This window comes from Blastocatellia bacterium (assembly GCA_025054955.1).
Classification (GTDB): Bacteria; Acidobacteriota; Blastocatellia; order HR10; family J050; genus JANWZE01.
The window spans coordinates 24,903-41,530 of record JANWZE010000114.1 but is presented as its reverse complement, the minus strand read 5'-3'; the positions used below and the strand labels follow the sequence as shown (position 1 = coordinate 41,530).

Annotated in this window: 12 protein-coding genes; 6 read left to right on the top strand and 6 right to left on the bottom strand. The window is 55.5% G+C overall.

From position 1 onward, the window contains the following. Positions 1-24: 24 nt before the first annotated feature. The gene (gene gltX / locus NZ823_14820; GenBank protein MCS6806402.1) at positions 25-1,602 is read left to right on the top strand and encodes a glutamate--tRNA ligase; all 1,578 of its coding nucleotides are present in this window, start codon (positions 25-27) and stop codon (positions 1,600-1,602) included. A 1,350-nt stretch (positions 1,603-2,952) separates the two neighbouring features. Beyond that, positions 2,953-3,687, top strand: a complete 735-nt coding sequence (locus tag NZ823_14815) for a hypothetical protein (protein MCS6806401.1) — start codon at positions 2,953-2,955, stop codon at positions 3,685-3,687. 23 nt (positions 3,688-3,710) lie between these two features. On the opposite strand, the gene NZ823_14810 is transcribed toward NZ823_14815, so the two are convergent. The 3 genes from NZ823_14810 to ftsY all read right to left on the bottom strand — a co-directional run bounded on the left by NZ823_14810 (position 3,711) and on the right by ftsY (position 7,271). Then, complete coding sequence (locus tag NZ823_14810) at positions 3,711-5,000, bottom strand: glucose-1-phosphate adenylyltransferase (protein ID MCS6806400.1); 1,290 nt, start codon at positions 4,998-5,000, stop codon at positions 3,711-3,713. Positions 5,001-5,063: 63 nt separating this feature from the next. Next, positions 5,064-6,260, bottom strand: a complete 1,197-nt coding sequence (locus tag NZ823_14805; GenBank protein ID MCS6806399.1) for a divalent metal cation transporter — start codon at positions 6,258-6,260, stop codon at positions 5,064-5,066. 3 nt (positions 6,261-6,263) lie between these two features. Continuing rightward, positions 6,264-7,271 carry a signal recognition particle-docking protein FtsY gene (ftsY, locus tag NZ823_14800; protein ID MCS6806398.1) on the bottom strand — a complete coding sequence of 336 codons (1,008 nt, stop codon included), beginning with the start codon at positions 7,269-7,271 and terminating at the stop codon, positions 6,264-6,266. A gap of 473 nt (positions 7,272-7,744) precedes the next feature. Between ftsY and NZ823_14795 the strand changes: the two genes are divergently transcribed. Genes NZ823_14795 through lysA form a run of 3 tightly spaced genes read left to right on the top strand, consistent with a single transcriptional unit; the run spans position 7,745 to position 11,213 of the window. Beyond that, a complete protein-coding gene (locus NZ823_14795) occupies positions 7,745-9,007 on the top strand; it encodes a dipeptidase (GenBank protein MCS6806397.1) in 1,263 nt (420 codons plus the stop codon). 20 nt (positions 9,008-9,027) lie between these two features. Continuing rightward, positions 9,028-9,975 carry a glycosyltransferase family 2 protein gene (locus tag NZ823_14790; GenBank protein MCS6806396.1) on the top strand — a complete coding sequence of 316 codons (948 nt, stop codon included), beginning with the start codon at positions 9,028-9,030 and terminating at the stop codon, positions 9,973-9,975. Next, positions 9,972-11,213, top strand: coding sequence for a diaminopimelate decarboxylase (gene lysA, locus NZ823_14785; GenBank protein MCS6806395.1), 1,242 nt, complete (start codon positions 9,972-9,974; stop codon positions 11,211-11,213). The genes NZ823_14790 and lysA overlap by 4 nt, the downstream gene beginning before the upstream one ends. A gap of 47 nt (positions 11,214-11,260) precedes the next feature. On the opposite strand, the gene guaA is transcribed toward lysA, so the two are convergent. The 3 genes from guaA to larB form a co-directional block, all read right to left on the bottom strand. Continuing rightward, entirely contained in the window at positions 11,261-12,802 is a 1,542-nt protein-coding gene (guaA, locus tag NZ823_14780; protein ID MCS6806394.1) for a glutamine-hydrolyzing GMP synthase, read from the bottom strand. A gap of 150 nt (positions 12,803-12,952) precedes the next feature. Beyond that, positions 12,953-13,417 carry a transcriptional repressor gene (locus NZ823_14775; GenBank protein ID MCS6806393.1) on the bottom strand — a complete coding sequence of 155 codons (465 nt, stop codon included), beginning with the start codon at positions 13,415-13,417 and terminating at the stop codon, positions 12,953-12,955. A 913-nt stretch (positions 13,418-14,330) separates the two neighbouring features. Continuing rightward, positions 14,331-15,074: a nickel pincer cofactor biosynthesis protein LarB gene (larB, locus tag NZ823_14770; protein MCS6806392.1), complete on the bottom strand. Its 744-nt coding sequence runs from the start codon at positions 15,072-15,074 to the stop codon at positions 14,331-14,333. A 539-nt stretch (positions 15,075-15,613) separates the two neighbouring features. On the opposite strand from larB, the gene NZ823_14765 reads away from it, so the two are divergent. Further along, a complete protein-coding gene (locus NZ823_14765) occupies positions 15,614-16,540 on the top strand; it encodes a hypothetical protein (GenBank protein MCS6806391.1) in 927 nt (308 codons plus the stop codon). The last annotated feature ends 88 nt before the right edge of the window (positions 16,541-16,628 follow it).

Sequence of the window (16,628 nt, the reverse complement as noted above, 5' to 3'; positions counted from 1 at the left end):
TTGCATGAAGCGATTCAACTCTCAATGAACACATCCTCGTTGACTCAGTCAAATTCTCCCCAGGCCAGCGTGCGCGTGCGATTTGCCCCCAGTCCCACCGGCCAACTGCATGTTGGCAATGTTCGCACGGCGCTTTATAACTGGTTGTTTGCCCGGCAGCATGGTGGCGCGTTTCTCCTGCGCATTGAAGATACAGATGTCGAGCGGTCTCGGCCTGAGTACGAACAACGCATCTACGACGATTTGCGCTGGCTGGGCCTGGATTGGGATGAAGGCCCGGACGTTGGCGGAGCCCTCGGCCCTTACCGGCAGAGTGAGCGACTGGCCGTTTACCGCCGCTACGCCGAGCGGCTGCTTCAATCAGGCGATGCTTACCATTGTTTTTGTACTGCCGACGAGTTGGCCGCTGAGCGCCAGCAAGCGGAAGAAGCGGGCAGACGGTTTGTTTATTCCGGCCGATGTCGGACGCTGCCGCCAGAGCAGGTTATAGAGAAATTGCGCCACGCTGTCTCCCACACGATACGCTTCAAGGTGAGAAGTGGAATGGTGGCGTGGGACGACCTTGTGCGCGGGCACATTGAGTGGCAGGCGGATTTGCTTGGAGACTTCGTCATCGTTAAATCGGATGGCTGGCCTGTCTATAACTTTGCTGTCGTGGTGGACGATATTGAAATGAAGATCACGCATGTCATCCGTGGCGAAGGGCATTTAGCCAATACACACCGCCAGTTGTTGCTCTATGAGGCGCTGCAGGCGCGTCCGCCCGTGTTTGGCCATCTTTCTACAATCCTTGGGACAGACGGAACCAAGCTCTCCAAACGACATGGCGCAACGGCGCTGGCCGAATTTCGCCAGCAAGGGTATCAACCGGAGGCGTTGTTGAATTTTCTCGCCTTGCTGGGCTGGTCGCCCAAGACAGAAGGCGAAATCCTATCGCGCGATCAACTGATCGAGCAGTTTTCGCTCGACCGTGTGGTCAAGGCGCCAGCGATTTTTGATCAGGAAAAACTCAACTGGATCAACCGTGAGTATCTGAAACGCGCTGATCGAGCTGAGCTAGTCCGCCAGAGCATTGTCTACTTGAAGCAGGCCGGACGACTCCCCGACGGCGACCTGAACCAACACGCTCAGGAGTGGGTCTCGCTGTTGTTGGAAGTCACCTTGACGTACGTTGACACGTTGGCTCAGTTGCCACAGCACGCTGCTGTAGTCCTCGACTACGATCTCACACGCGCCGAACAAACCGAAGAGATAGCCGATGTGATCGCTGATCCACAAGCGATTCGTGTGCTTCGTCTCTTGCAGGACGAGCTTGCCTCATGCCAGCCCGTCACCGTAGAGGCGTTTCAAGCTGCTGCCCAGGTTGTCAAGGAGAAGACCGGACGCAAAGGACGAGCGCTGTTTCATCCGATCCGCGTCGGATTAACGGCCCGCGCTTCAGGGCCTGAACTGGTCAAGCTGATTCCGTTGTTTGAACTGGGCGCTGCGCTCCAGTTGCCCATCCCTGTATTGAGCGTCAGGGAACGGCTTGCTCGATTCCTCGAGCGATATGATCACTCCAGTCATGCTCATACCAATAGCCCAGAGAAAAGCGATTTTTGAGAAGCGAATGGGAGAGCAGGAACAGAACGTCCCAAGCGGCGGTCTCCGATTTTCTCTGCGCTTTAGGTAGAAGGAGTCCCGAAGGGGACCGATTCAATAGCCGATGGCAACGCCACCGGATTAGCAGCCCCGTCCAGTCCAACCCTCAAACCCAAAAGCTCGTGGAGGGGATCAAGAGGAGTCAAAGTGAACAAGTCAATCGAAACGCCGGGGCGGGCTTGAATCGGCAGTTCCAGGGCAGTCTGTTAAAGGACACGGATCAAGGTCTCGCCACGTTTTTGGCTCCATGAACATGGTCCTTCCCTCCGCATTTGGTATTCCTCATGCTATGCGCGTTTCTGCTGAGCCATGCAAGTGGCTCGTAAGCAGGTCGCCAGACGTGCAACGTCTGGAACAGAGAACGTCCAAGGTCAGCGTGCGCCGGAGGCGCAAACAGCAGGTCGCCAGACGTGCAACGTCTGGAACAGCAGAGCAAACAATTGTGGCGCGTTGGAGACGCGCCAAGATATGGGTGTTCGCGGCGAGTGTTTCAGTTGCACGAACGACCTTATGGGAGGGCTGCTGGCGCCTCTCCAAAGCGCGAGGGATTAAGGGATGACGGCTCCCAGACGTTGCACGTCTGGCTACCTGCTGGTGCGCGGCTGCCGCCGCCAAAGAGTGAAGGCGGATTGGAGATGACGTTCACGCAGACGTTGCACGTCTGGCTACCTGCTGGTGCGCGGCTGCCGCCGCCAAAGACTGAAGGCGGATTGGAGATGACGTTCACGCAGACGTTGCACGTCTGGCTACCCTCGTGCGGCGTCTGCCGACGCGGCTGCTGCTGCAGATCGCTCGGTTCAAAACGCCAAATCTCAATTGAACTGTTGATGGTTCTGCCAACGCGAACTATTGATTGTCTTGCCAGGATGGTTGGGCTATAATGGGGGCAAACAGGAGAAAAAAGGCCACACGGCTTCTGCCGAGGAGAGTCCGTCCGGTGGGCTGAGGCAGCTTTAACCAAGGAGTTGCTCATGTCGTCGGTGACGACCCGAAAAACAAGCAGAGAGCTGCTGATTGACTGATTGAAAATCTGTTCATCAGTGAATCGGTGCCTGTCTTTTCCAAGGAGTCGTCCATGCGCGATTGCACGCCACGAAGAATGAAAATAGAGCACAGGCGGGAACGCCTGTGCCACATTCTCACAGGAATCGCCCATGTATGGTCACACACCACGAAGGATGAAAGAGAGCAGAGGCGGGAACGCCTGTGCCACATTCTCACAGGAATCGCCCATGTATGGTCACACACCACGAAGGATGAAAGAGAGCAGAGGCGGGAACGCCTGTGCCACATTCTCACAGGAGTCATGCTGTGGACGCTGATCGAATTTTTCTGAGGATTAATGCGGTGTTTTGTTTCCTCCTGGGGCTGAGCCTGTTAAGCCGAGCTATCGGCATTTACCGCTCGCTCTCCGGGCCAGTCACGGAGGTCAAAGATGTAGACGTTTATCTGGATTTACTGCTGCGCTATTTTGCTCAGCAGTCATTTTATTTCGCCGTGTTTGCTACCTACATTCCCTCGATCATATTTCTCTCGTTGATCATCTGTTTTTCTCTGTATCTGCACGAGCGCAATCGTTGGGTGGCAACTCTGGCGTTTCTGTCGGGCGGGAGCGTTGGTGTGCTCTGGTTGTATCGTCAACTTGCCGGGAAAGTCATGCCCGCGCCGGGCTCGACCTTTCGCAGTTCGACCTCAGCGCCGATTCATCGGGAATTGTTCGCTCATTTCGAGAGCCTCTATTACTACGATTCGATGTGGTACTTGATCCTGACGCATGCCAGCCTGATTGCCTATATGCTGTTTGGCTTGTTGTTCTTGATGGGGAAAGGTCTGGAGTTCTTTGTCGGCGCTTTGTTCGTGGCCAGCTCACTGTTGTTGATCATCGCGCAGTATTTTGTTCCCTCGTCGCATACGATTGAGGCGGTCGGTGTGTTGATCGTGCCGGCGTTTGCATTTCTGCTATCGAGCCTGGTTTTGTGGCGGAATAGACCGACAACCGGCGCTGCCGTTGAGCCGGTTCTTCCGAGCCATGCCATTGTTGATTAACGTGTCAGCGATGGGCGCGTTGGTTATATCACCGTTCCGTCGGGCACAGTCGCATTCTTTGGGATGATGACCAGGCCATCTCGAATGAAATAGTTTGGACCGTCAAACACCGTCAGATTGGCTTCATTGAGGATTCTGACGCCGCGTCCAATGCGAGCGTTCTTATCAATGATCGCGTTGCGGATTAGCGATCCTTCGCCGATGCCGACTGGCACAATGCCGGCTTGCTGATCGGCCAGGATTTCAGAGACAGTCTGATAGTAGTCAGCTCCCATGATGATGGATCGCTCGACGCGCACGTTTTCAGCAATTCGTGACCGAATGCCGACAATACAGTGAATCAGCTCAGCTCCGCTCAGAATAGAGCCTTCGGCAATCAGTGAATCATGCACCTGGCATTCTCGGATTTTCGCCGGTGGCAAGAATCGCGGACGCGTGTATATCGGCGCGTTTGGGTCGTATAAATTAAATCGAGGAACGACCTTGGCCAAATCCATGTTGGCTTGATAGAAGCTGCTAATCGTTCCGATGTCGCGCCAATAACCGTTGAACAGGTAGGCTTGAACATGATATTTGTCGAGCGCCGCCGGAATCACTTCTTTGCCGAAATCAACTTTTGACGGATCGGCCGTCAGCAGGTCGTAGAGCACGTGCGGATTAAACACATAGATGCCCATCGAAGCCAGGTAGGGTTTTTGTTTGGCTTCCGCCGGGTCAAGACCGATGACGCTGGTGTCCACGCGCATAGACAGGAGGTCATCGCCTTTGGGTTTCTCCTTGAACTCGACGACCTGCCCCTTTGAATTGATCCTCATCAATCCGAATTCGCTTGCTTCCGTTTCGGTGCAGGGAATCACAGAGAGCGTGATGTCGGCTTTGGTGTCGCGGTGATGGCCGATGAAGTCGCGGTAATCCATGCGATACAGATGATCCCCAGCAAGGATCAGGAACGTGCTCACATTCCATTGTTCAAAGTGGCGCCAATTTTGTCGAACGGCGTCAGCCGTGCCTTGAAACCAGTCGCGATTATCAAGAGTTTGTTCAGCCGCCAGGATGTCAACAAAGCCGTCACTGAAGCGGCTGAAGCGATAGGTCCGGGAAATATGCTGATTGAGCGACGCTGAGTTGAACTGAGTCAGGACATAGATCTTGGTGATGTCCGAGTTAATGCAGTTGCTCACCGGCACATCAATCAGCCGGTACTTTCCGCCCAGCGGCACGGCTGGTTTGGAGCGCACGCCGGTCAGTGGAAAGAGCCGTGTGCCTTGGCCGCCGCCCAAGATAATTGCTAGCACATCATCTCGTCTCGCCATTGTCTCACGCTCCAGCCACGTTCGTCGTGGGCAGTGTAGTACGGAGCAGCATGAAAAGACAAGTTATAGGATGTTGGCAATGGTATGATAGGCCATGAGGATGGTGGTGAGCCAGGCCACAAACCCCATTGCCATCGCCCACCAGGGATGAGCGTAGTCGCCGACAATATCACGCCGGCGCGAGGCCAGCAGGATCACGCCGAAAACCACCGGCATGAGGATGCCGTTGACGGTGCCGGCCAGAATTAGCAGTGGCGTTGGCTTCCAGCCCAGATAGTTCAGCGCAATGGTCGTGCCGGCAGTCAAGAGAATGAAAACGATGGTCCCGCGTGAGCGCCGTGTTTGGTCACGCAATATCGGAACAAATGTCATCGAGGTATAGGAGCATCCAACAACCGACGTGATGGCCGCCGACCAGAAAACAAGTCCCGACAGCACGTGACCGACGCTTCCGGCGCCGGCGCGAAAAGCGTCAAACACAGGGGCCTCACGGCTGATCTGAGCGCCCGATTGCACAACGCCGAAGACGGCTAAAAACACGACGACGCGCATCAGACCCGTGATCAGAATCCCTTGCACTGACGCGCGGGAGATGCGCCCCAGATTTTCTACGCCGTGAATACCACCATCCAGCAACCGATGAGCGCCGGAAAACATGATGTAGCCGCCAATCGTGCCTCCTACCAACGTGATGATACTAGTCACATCAACCTGGTCGGGATAGACGGCTTGTCGGATGACCTGGCCGACAGGCGGGCGCGCCAGCAGCACGATGTAGCCTGTCATTAAGATCATTGCCGCGCCCAGCAATTTGGATACCCAATCAACCGAGCGGAGCATCTTGGGACGAGCAAATAGCAGAATCGCTATGGCGGCTGAGCCGGCAGCCCCGACCGACTGGTTCAAGTCAAAGAGCGCCTTCATACCCAACGCACACCCGCTGATGTTGCCGATGTTGAAGGCAAATGAACCGAACACGATCACTGCCGTCACCAGCTTGCCGAGACCGGGAATAACGGCGTCTGCGATTTCGTGGCCACGCCGTCGCGAAACGCCAATAATCCGCCAGGTGTTGAGCTGAGCGCCAATGTCAATCAACACTGAGACCAGAATGGCAAATGCAAGGCTCGCCCCAAGCGTCACCGTGAATTGCGTCGTTTGTGTGAGGAAGCCAGGGCCAATGGCCGACACCGCCATCAAAAACGCTGCACCGGTCAGCGCCCCAGACGGACTGGAAAATGGACGCTCGCGTTCCACCACGTGTTAGTCTTCAAAGAGACTGTCAACGTAGGCATCCGGGGAAAACTCAACCAAATCATCCAACGCTTCACCGATGCCGACATATTGAATGGGAAGATTCAACTCACGAGCGATAGCGACGACGATGCCGCCTTTGGCAGTTCCATCGAGTTTTGTCAACACAAGGCCGGTCACGCCGGCGGCTTGCAAGAACTGTCGGGCTTGTTCCAGCCCGTTTTGCCCGGTGACGGCGTCCATCACCAGCAAGACTTCGTGTGGCGCACCCGCGACTTCACGCGCGGCGACGCGGCGCACTTTCTGGACCTCTTGCATCAAGTCGAGTTTGGTGTGCAAGCGCCCGGCTGTGTCCACGATGACGATGTCAGCGCCTCTGGCTTTGGCCGCCTTCAGCGCGTCAAATACGACGGCTGCCGGGTCGCCGCCAGCCGCGTGTTGAATCAACGGCACGCCCGCGCGTTCAGCCCAGACGGCCAGTTGATCTGTGGCCGCCGCGCGGAATGTGTCCGCGCCGCACAGCAGAACATCAGCGCCCTGTTGTTTGAACCGATAGGCAAGCTTTCCAATGGTGGTTGTCTTGCCTGTGCCGTTGACGCCGACCACCAGGATCACATAGGGCGCGCCCGAATGTGGTGATGAATCGAGTTGGTTTGAGGCCTTCGAGAGAATAGAGCGGAGTTCCGACTTGATGAAGTTCTTCAGCGCGTCGAAATCATCGAGCGCCTTTCGATCAACCTGTTGCCGGGCCTTATCAAGAATTTCCATCGTCGTTCGCGGGCCGATGTCAGCAGCGATCAGCGCCTCTTCTAAATGCTCCAATACATCGGCGTCAATGCGTCGTTTGCCCAAAGCCAGATCACCGATATGACTAAAGATACTTTTTCGTGTCGCTGAAACAGCCTGCTTAAATCGGTTGAGCAGACCCGGTTTTTCCATGTCAGGTCTCGCTTCAGTGACCGACGCAGCCGCGGCATCGGATGCCTTTTCTTGATTCCGTTTCCAAAATCGTAACATGATGCACTCACCTCAATAGTCCTTGAGAAATTAGGCGGTAAAGATACCGGACTGACCATCAAAAGTCTACTACTACGGGCTTTGATTGACTTCCTTGAGAATGTGGCGTAGACGTTCCGCCTGTGCTCTTTTGAAAATAGGTGTGGCGCAGGTTGCCAACTTGCGCTGCGTCATTCCCCGTCTTGGTGGCGTGTCGTTGCGCATGGATGATTGCTCAGATGTTCAGCGCGTCTCAAGCACGCATACGGCTTGCGCCCGCGACGCGCCGGCTTTTGAAATGGCTCTGCGGTATTCGCCGTCTCAGCATTCAAATCTACGTAGGCAATGACGACGCTGCCAACGTTGAAATGGTTCTCTGTGCGTCTGGTGTCTCAGCGGGCGACACGCCGCAGCCATGGTGGCGCTTGCTGTGTAGACGCAGCTATCCGCTTTCGATATAATCCCTGACTCCAACGTCAGGAGGAAAAGAAGCGATGCAATCGAGTTCAGTTCGTGGTTGGTCTCTGGGGCTAGTTTGTGTCATTGTCTTAGCGAGCATGCTGGGCGTCCCTGCTCAGCCGGGGCGCGACGAGAAGCTCTGGCGCGAAGCGTTGAGAATTCATCGTAGCGCCATTGTGGTGGACACGCATTCGGATGTGACCTCGCGGATCGTTGATGAAGGATTTGATCTGGGCGCACGGGCGCAAGATGGTCACATGGATATTCCACGAATGAGGGAAGGCGGGATTGACGCTGAGTTCTTCTCCATTTACGTGGCGGCCAGATATGCGCAACAAGGTGGAGCGGCTCGGCGGGCGCTGGACATGATTGATGCGACTTATCAGCAGATCGAAAAGTATCCAAACGCCCTAGAGCTGGCCGTCACGGTTGATGATATTCGTCGAATTGCCAAGGCTGATAAAATTGCCGTGTTGATGGGCATCGAGGGCGGGCACGCCATTGAGGATAGTCTCGGCGCGTTGCGAATGTTTTATAAGCTGGGCGTGCGCTATATGACGTTGACGCATACCAACACGAACAACTGGGCTGATTCCTCTGGCGACAAGCCGCGGCACGGCGGATTGAGCGATTTTGGCCGAACGGTCGTCTATGAGATGAATCGTCTGGGCATGCTCGTGGATATTTCGCATGTCTCTGATGAAACGTTTTTCGATGTCATTGAAGTGACGCGCGCGCCGGTGATTGCTTCGCATTCCTCGTGTCGAGCGTTAACCAACGTGCCGCGCAACATGACCGATGAGATGCTGCGGGCGATGGCGCGTAACGGCGGCGTTGTGATGATTAATTTTTATCCCGGTTTCATTGACCAAAATCGTGTTGACGCTGTCCGTCAGCGCGATCAGATCTTCAAATCCGCCCTCGATGAGCTGAGGCAGCGATACGGTGATGATACGGCTGGATTGCAAAAGGCGCGCGAGATGTTGCTCAGCTCGTTTATCCTTCCCAAGACGCCGTTGAGCAAATTGATTGATCACATCGAGCATGTCATCAAGGTAGCCGGCATTGACTATGTGGGACTCGGCTCGGATTTTGACGGTGTGCCCTCCCTGCCGGAAGGATTGGAGGACTGCTCCATGTTACCGAAAATCACCTATGAGTTGTTGAAACGTGGCTACAAAGAGCCGGAAATCAAAAAGGTGCTGGGCGAAAATTTCTTGCGCGTCATGGCGCAGGCTGAAGAAGTTTCTCGACGCCTCCGGCAACAGGATTTTGCTCAACGCGCCGGGCGACAATAAGCCATCCCTGTGAGTCGGTCATGACAGTTCCCAAGGTCTGCGCCGTCGTGGTCAACTGGAACGGCGGGGAGCTCGTGCAGCAATGTGTGGCCAGTCTGACTCAACCTGTTGACCCACCGTTAGAGATCATCGTGGTGGATAATCATTCCGCCGACGGTTCCGCTGCCGCGTTGCGCCGTCGGTTTCCGTTCATCACATTGATCGAGAATGAAACCAACGAGGGGTTTGCTCAGGGAGCCAACATCGGCATTGAGCGGGCGCTGGCGCGAGGCGCGGACTTCGTTTATCTGTTGAACAACGACCTGACCGTTGATCCAACCGCGCCGATGGAAATGATTACAGTGATGCAACAAGATGCGGCCATCGGCATCACCGGCGCCAAAGTGCTACGACAAGATGATCCAACACGCATTTATTGCGTCTGGGAAGAAATTCGCTATAACCACGTTCTGACGCGAGCGGTAGGCGAGTGGGAGATTGATCGAGGCCAATATGACTGCATCCGCGACGTGGATTGTGTCTGTGGCGCGGCCATGATGGTGCGTCGTGACGTATTTGAGCAAATCGGGCTGTTTGACGCACGCTTTTTCGCATATCAGGAGCAGGTTGATTTTTGTCATCGCGCCCGCAAGCATGGGCGCCGGATTGTGTTTGTGCCGCGCGCCATCGTCAGGCATTATGGCGAACACAGTTTGCGGTCCCGCGACGCGCTCTTCCTGAAAACGTATCTGCTTCGGCGCAACAGTGTGCTTTTCATGAAAAAGCATGGCGATTGGTGGACGTGGTGCCGGTTTCTCGGCTGGGTCGCGCTCAGCGTGGGCACTATGTGCGTGGTGGATTTACTGCGGAACCGCTGGGTCTACTCAAAAGCTCGGCTGCAAGGTTTTTGGGATGGTTTTTGCGGTCGGCTGATTGACGAAGAGCAGCTCACGGAGGTTCGCGCGTCGCTCATGGGAGGCAAGGGATGAAATTTGAAAATGGCATACTTCAGATTGGCGGTCGCTCGGTTGTTGACCTGGTGGCCCAGTATGGAAGTCCGTTGTACGTTTACGACCAGGAGGTCATGCTCGCCCAGTTAGAGCAAATTCGACAGGCAGTTTCCTATCGGCCATTCCAGCTTCGCTATGCGTGCAAAGCGAACAGCAATCTGACGATTCTTCGCTTGTTTCACCAATGCGGCCTTCATCTTGATGTCGTCTCTCCGGGTGAAGTGATCGTGGCCGAGCGAGCCGGCTATACGCCTGATCAATTACTTTACACTGGCAACAGCGTGACCAACGAGGAATTGGAGTTTGTTCATCAGCGTGGCGTGTTGATCAATCTGGATTCGCTTTCACAATTGCGCCGCTTTGGTCAACGCTTTCCTGGCACTCAGGCCTCGCTGCGCATCAATCCAGATGTTGGGGCGGGGCATCATCAGCATGTCATTACAGGCGGCCCTGACAGCAAATTTGGGATTGCGCTGGATGAGTTGGATGAAGCGCGCGCGCTGGCTCGGCAGTATCACATTCGATTGATCGGGCTGCATCAGCATATTGGTTCGGGAATTTTACAGCCAGAGATTTTCTGGTTGGCGATGACGCCCATTTTGCAGGTGGCCTCGGCGTTTGAAGAGCTGGAGTTCATTAACTTGGGCGGCGGATTCGGTATTCCCTATGAGCCACATGAGAGGCCGCTAGATATGGCTCGGCTGGGCGAAGGCTTGTCTGAGCGGTTTGAGGCATTTTGTCAGGCGTATGGCCGACCCCTTCGACTCGATTTAGAACCAGGCCGATTCCTGGTGGCTCCAGCCGGCTACTTACTGGTTCAAGTCAACACGATCAAGCGCACTGAAAAGCATACGTTCGTCGGAACGGATTCGGGATTTAATCATTTGATTCGTCATCCACTCTACAAATCCTACCATCGCATCATCAACGGCACACGCGAACATGGGCCGATGAAAACTGTGGCCGTGTGCGGCAATCTCTGTGAGAGCGGCGATCTGTTCACGCATGGCCGTGAGCTGGTCGAGCCGCGCGAGGGAGACATCCTGGTTATCTGTGACGCGGGCGCCTACGGTTATTCCATGAGCTTCACCTACAACATGCGTCCTCGACCCGCTGAAGTGCTGGTAGATCGTGGAGCCGCACAATTGATTCGGCGACGAGAAACGATTGATGATCTGTTGATGCTGATGACCGATGAAGCGGTGAGCTGCCGATGAAGCGGACGGTGCCGATCCTGTCAACGGGATTTCGACAGCGGACCGCCTCACTCCCATTCAATCGTGCTTGGCGGTTTCGAGCTAATGTCGTACACCACACGATTGATGCCACGGACTTCCGAAACGATCCGCGTAGAAATCCGTGAAAGCACGTCGTACGGCAGTCTCGCCCAATCTGCTGTCATGCCATCTTGACTGTTGACAGCGCGAATCGCCACTGTATGTTCGTACGTTCGTTCGTCGCCCATCACGCCGACGCTACTGACCGGCAACAGCACGGCGAAGGCTTGCCAAACGTGATCATACAGGCCGGCTCGCCGAATTTCTTCGATCACGATCGCATCGGCGTCACGCAACATACGCAATCGTTCCGGCGTCACTGCGCCGATGATGCGAACCGCCAAGCCCGGTCCAGGGAATGGGTGACGGTCAACAATCTCAGGCGGCAGGCCGAGTGCCCGTCCAACCTCTCTGACTTCATCCTTGAAGAGTTCGCGCAGTGGTTCCACCAGTTGCAGATGCAACGTATCGGGCAAACCGCCGACGTTGTGGTGACTCTTGATGACAGCCGAAGGACCTTTCACCGATGTGGATTCAATCACGTCAGGATAGAGCGTCCCTTGAACAAGGTAATTAACATCGCCGAGTTTGGCCGCCTCTTCTTGGAACACTTCGATGAATACCGCTCCAATCGTTTTTCGCTTGACCTCCGGATCGGTCACACCTTCCAGTCGTGACAGAAAACGCTCAGCCGCCCGAACGGCAATCACGTTCAGGTGCAGTTGATGACGATACAGGTCGAGGACGTGCTCAAATTCATCTTTTCTCAATAGCCCATTATCCACAAACAGGCAGGTCAAGCGTGAGCCAATTGCTTGCGCCACCAACGTCGCTGCGACCGACGAGTCAACGCCGCCGGAAAGCCCGCAGACCGCTCGCCCATCGCCGATTTGCTGCCGAATGCGTTCGATGCTGGACTCGATGAACGACGTCATTGTCCAATCCTTGTGTGCGCCGCAGATGCGCGTCAGAAAGTTCTCCAGCATCGCTTTTCCATCCGGCGTGTGCACGACTTCAGGGTGAAACTGCAAGGCGTAGAGTTTGCGCGATTGATCCTCTGCTGCTCCTAGCGCGTTGTCGGTGCGGGCGATGATGTCGAACCCCGCGGGCGGTTCGCACACTTCGTCGCCGTGACTCATCCATACCGGCAAGCAGCGTGGCAAGCCGACAAACAGCGGGCTTTCTTTCAGCACGGTTAACGTGGCGGGGCCATATTCGCGCCGCTGCGAAGGCGCGACACGGCCTCCCAAGAAAAAAGAGAGCAATTGAAATCCGTAGCAAATTCCTAAGATGGGAATCCCGGCGCTCAGTAACCTTGGATCACAGTGGGGAGCGCCCGGCGCATAGACCGAACTGGGGCCGCCTGAAAACACAAGGCCGATCGGCCGCTTGCTGATGATCGTTTCGTAGGGCGTGTTGAACGGAATGATTTCGCAGTAGACGCCCAACTCGCGGATACGACGACCAATCAGTTGTGTGTACTGAGAGCCAAAGTCGAGCACCAAGACGATTTCATGGGTCATGGTCATGTTGCTCCGTTGTTGATCCTGGATCACGCAGTGTGAGCGGCATGCTCCTAGGTGAGTCGCGTCCGGCGGCGCGTCCTGCCGTTGTTGATGCTGAATCACGCAGTGTGAGCGGCATAGCCGTGAGCTTTATCACGTGAGACGTCAACAGCGTCAAGCTGAGGGCGGCTGGCACTTTGAGCAAACGCCCCATATCCGCAGGCTGTGATCAACCATCTTGAAATGGTGACGATGGACGATCTCCTCTTGGATTGCTTCCAGTTGAGGATCGAAAAATTCGGTTAGCTCGCCGCATTTGACGCAGATCAGGTGGTCATGATGGCTGTAATTGAATCCTTGCTCATATCGTGTGCGCCCATCGCCCACCTGGACGGGATAGGCCAGTCCGCATTCCAACAGCAACTTCAACGTTCGATAGACCGTCGTGTAGCCAATCGAGCTGTCCACCTGATTGACCCGTTGATAGAGTTCTTCGCTGCTGAGATGTCCCCGTGTTTTCAGGAACACGTCCAGGATCGTATCTCGTTGAGCGGTTCGCTTGAGCTTCTTCTTGCGAAGGCACTCGTAAAAGATTTGCCGCTCCGGGCTATCCGGTTGTGACTGATGTGTTCTGCTCATGATCGAGGCAAGCATGATTCTAGCATATCCGCGACGCTGGCAAACAGGGAAAGGTTGACATCAATTGCGAGGGGAACCACCTCGTTCTTTGTAGAGGCGTCGCTGTGTGGCGCAGGCTGCCGTGTGGTGTTTTTGTGTTGCGGTGACGCACGTTTTTTGTAGGGGCGTCGCTGTGTGGACGCTTGCTAAAGTTTGCCGTTTTGAACCGAGCGAGCAGCAGGAGCAGCGGCGGCAGCCGCGCGCCAGCCGGTAGCCAGACGTGAAACGTCTGGGTGGGCGTCATCCCCAATTTATCGCGCCTGACGGGGCGCCACCGTTCACCCATCGACTGCTGTCCAATCGCTGGCGACGAACGCGGACATCTCGGCGCGTCTCCAACGCGCCACTGCTGCTCGCGTCGCTGTCCCAGACGTTGCACGTCTGGCTACCTTGTTACGAGCCGCTTGCGCGGCCTCTGGAAGGTGACCTGCCATCATGAAGATGTCATAAAATGCCCGCGGAAAATCGTAGACGGCCGCTTGGACGTTTTGCTCCTGCTCGTCAGTCATCAGACCAGAGCGTTACGTCATCCACATCGTAGACGGGGCCGCTTGGGACGTTCTGCTGCTGCTCTCCATGTTGCTCCTGAAACATAGCCTTTCTCCAGACGATTGGTATTTCTGCCCCTGGCTCCTGACTCCTGACTCACACATGGCCTTTCTCCATACGATTGGTATTCTGCCCCTGGCTCTGACTGCTGGCTCCTGACTCAAACATAGACTTTCTCCAAGCCATTGGCATGACTTCGCGGTTCGAGTGTTCCAACTGGTCTTGGATGGGTCTTGTCAACTGCATGCGTTATTGAGATGAGCCACGACGCCGGCTGAGAATCCGTTATCAATGTTGACGACGATGAGTCAACCGGATGCTCACTTCATTGATTGATCAGGTGAGCCACGACGCCGGCTGAGAATCCGTTATCAATGTTGACGACGACGACATTGGAGGCGCAGCTATTGAGCATGGAAAGAAGCGCGGCTAGGCCGCCAAAGCTAGCCCCATAGCCGATGCTGGTTGGCACGGCAATCACAGGGACGCCAACCAGTCCGCCCACCACGCTGGGTAGAGCGCCTTCCATGCCGGCAACGCAGATGACCACCCTGGCCTTGATGAGCTGATCGCGGATACTTAAGAGCCGGTGAACGCCGGCGACGCCGACGTCATAAAAGCGGTCAATGGGGTTTCCCAACGTATCAGCCGTCATGGCCGCCTCTTCGGCAACAGGCAAATCCGATGTGCCTGCCGCGACGACGGCCACATGGCCATGTTTGCGGGGAGCCGGCTGTCTGATGATGCGGATCATCCGAGCCGATGGGTGGTACTCGGCATCGGTGATGATGGCGCGCACCTGATCGAAGACTGCCTCGCTGGTTCGCGTGACCAGAATGTTACCATCGAACTGGAGCATAGATTCGATGATGGCGATGATTTGCTCGGTCGTCTTCCCTTGGCCGAAGATGACTTCAGGGAAGCCCTGACGGAGTTGCCGATGATTATCAATGCGGGCAAATTCGAGGTTCTTATAGGGAAGATCGCGCAGGTAGCTCATGACCTCGTCGAGTTCCATCTGCCCTCGCCGGTAAGCTTCCAACATCTGCTTGAGCGTCTCCGGATTCATCAGCCGACATTGTACCAAGCAACGCGTTGTCAGGCTACTGTGTTCACGTGGCAGCAAGCCATCAACCGGTCGCCCTTAGCCACCCGACGCGATGGAGGGGTTGGCGAAAGATCAAGGAGGAATTTTGGCTCTGGTGAACTTCTTATGAAGATGACTGGGGGATGGCGGCGGCAGTGGCCGTCATCGTCAGTCTATTTCCTCCGGCGTTGCTCCAGCGCTGGGCGCAGGCGCGCCACTTCGGCTTCAGCGCGGCGGCGGCCTCAGCCTCAGCCCGAGCCCCTGCCCGGAGGGCGTCCACTCACCAACCCTCCTCGAAACGTGCGTCGCCGCGACACAAAAACACCACACGTCAACGGGCGTCCACGCAGCAACGCCCCTGCAAAAACGTGGCCTTTACCGAAGCTATTGGATTACATTGACAGACTGACGGCGGTTTTGTATGTTTGCCCAGCCCGGTAAGGAACAAAAGGAATCCACTCACGCAGTCTTTAGAGTGGGGAAGCTTGTTTTATCACTCAACAATCGAAGGAGGGGACGTTATGAAGCTACAAACAATGCTCGCGGGATTGGCGCTCGCGCTATGTCTCGCTATTGGGAATACTCAACTGAGCGGTATGACAACGCATGCATCAACCCCAGCGCAGGCGCCGCTGGTGATTGATGGCGACATTACAGATTTCACAGTGAATTACAATCCGATTGCTGTCTCTGGCGCAAACGGGGCGCGGGATGACATTCCTCCCATACCGCCTGAGCAGGAAGATTTCGGAGCGGATGGCACAATTACGGAGCTTTATGTTGAGTATCAAGCAGGCCAGTTATTTTTCGCCATTCGTGGTGATATGTTCGGTGGCGACGAAACCAATGTGGGTAATGGAACGCTCATTCTGCTGGACGTTGATCCGGGCGCAGGCACCGGCGCCAAGGACATGGACGATGGGTTAGATGGATTCGGCGATGATGGTGATCCATCTGACCTGAATGATGTTTCTGATCAAACATTGCCGGATGCGATGAAGCGGCGTTCCATGATCTCCGATGCCGGCACCAACTTGTCGGCTGAGTTGATTGCCGCGGGCACGGGCTGGGATGCAGCGTTTGCTATTTCCAGTCCTGATGTGGGTGGCTTTTACTCGTGGGGGAGCGCCAGATTGCCTGGGACAACCACTAATTTTGCGGAGCTGCAAGGTACATTTGCTTATGATGTGGTGGTCAGGCCGTTTGGTCCGGGCCGGGGTAAACCGGGGACCGTGTATGGCGCGCCCAACGGGTTTGAGGCTGCAATTGCTGTGTCTCAACTCCGGCTCGGCTCCGGCATGCATCGGATTCGACTGGTGGCGATCACCACGTCGAAGACGGGCTATCCTAGTCCAAATAATCTGCCCGAAAGCACCGACCTTTCCAATGCCAATCATGGCACAATGGTCATTGATAGGGTAGCGGACATTATCATCACAGTTCCCTAAATTGATCATTGAGCGGCAGAGTTGGCAGATTAGCAGAAATCGAATTGATTTGTGCTGGTCTGATCCAACTCTGTGAGTCATCGGCTGC

Bases quoted from the DNA above. Each gene is read 5' to 3' on its own strand.
- larB (MCS6806392.1), bottom strand. From the start codon at position 15,074: ATGAATCCGGAGACGCTCAAGCAGATGTTGGAAGCTTACCGGCGAGGG.
- NZ823_14765 (MCS6806391.1), top strand. From the start codon at position 15,614: ATGAAGCTACAAACAATGCTCGCGGGATTGGCGCTCGCGCTATGTCTC.
- NZ823_14795 (MCS6806397.1), top strand. From the start codon at position 7,745: ATGCAATCGAGTTCAGTTCGTGGTTGGTCTCTGGGGCTAGTTTGTGTC.
- lysA (MCS6806395.1), top strand. From the start codon at position 9,972: ATGAAATTTGAAAATGGCATACTTCAGATTGGCGGTCGCTCGGTTGTT.
- gltX (MCS6806402.1), top strand. From the start codon at position 25: ATGAACACATCCTCGTTGACTCAGTCAAATTCTCCCCAGGCCAGCGTG.
- guaA (MCS6806394.1), bottom strand. From the start codon at position 12,802: ATGACCATGACCCATGAAATCGTCTTGGTGCTCGACTTTGGCTCTCAG.
- NZ823_14790 (MCS6806396.1), top strand. From the start codon at position 9,028: ATGACAGTTCCCAAGGTCTGCGCCGTCGTGGTCAACTGGAACGGCGGG.
- ftsY (MCS6806398.1), bottom strand. From the start codon at position 7,271: ATGTTACGATTTTGGAAACGGAATCAAGAAAAGGCATCCGATGCCGCG.
- NZ823_14775 (MCS6806393.1), bottom strand. From the start codon at position 13,417: ATGAGCAGAACACATCAGTCACAACCGGATAGCCCGGAGCGGCAAATC.
- NZ823_14810 (MCS6806400.1), bottom strand. From the start codon at position 5,000: ATGGCGAGACGAGATGATGTGCTAGCAATTATCTTGGGCGGCGGCCAA.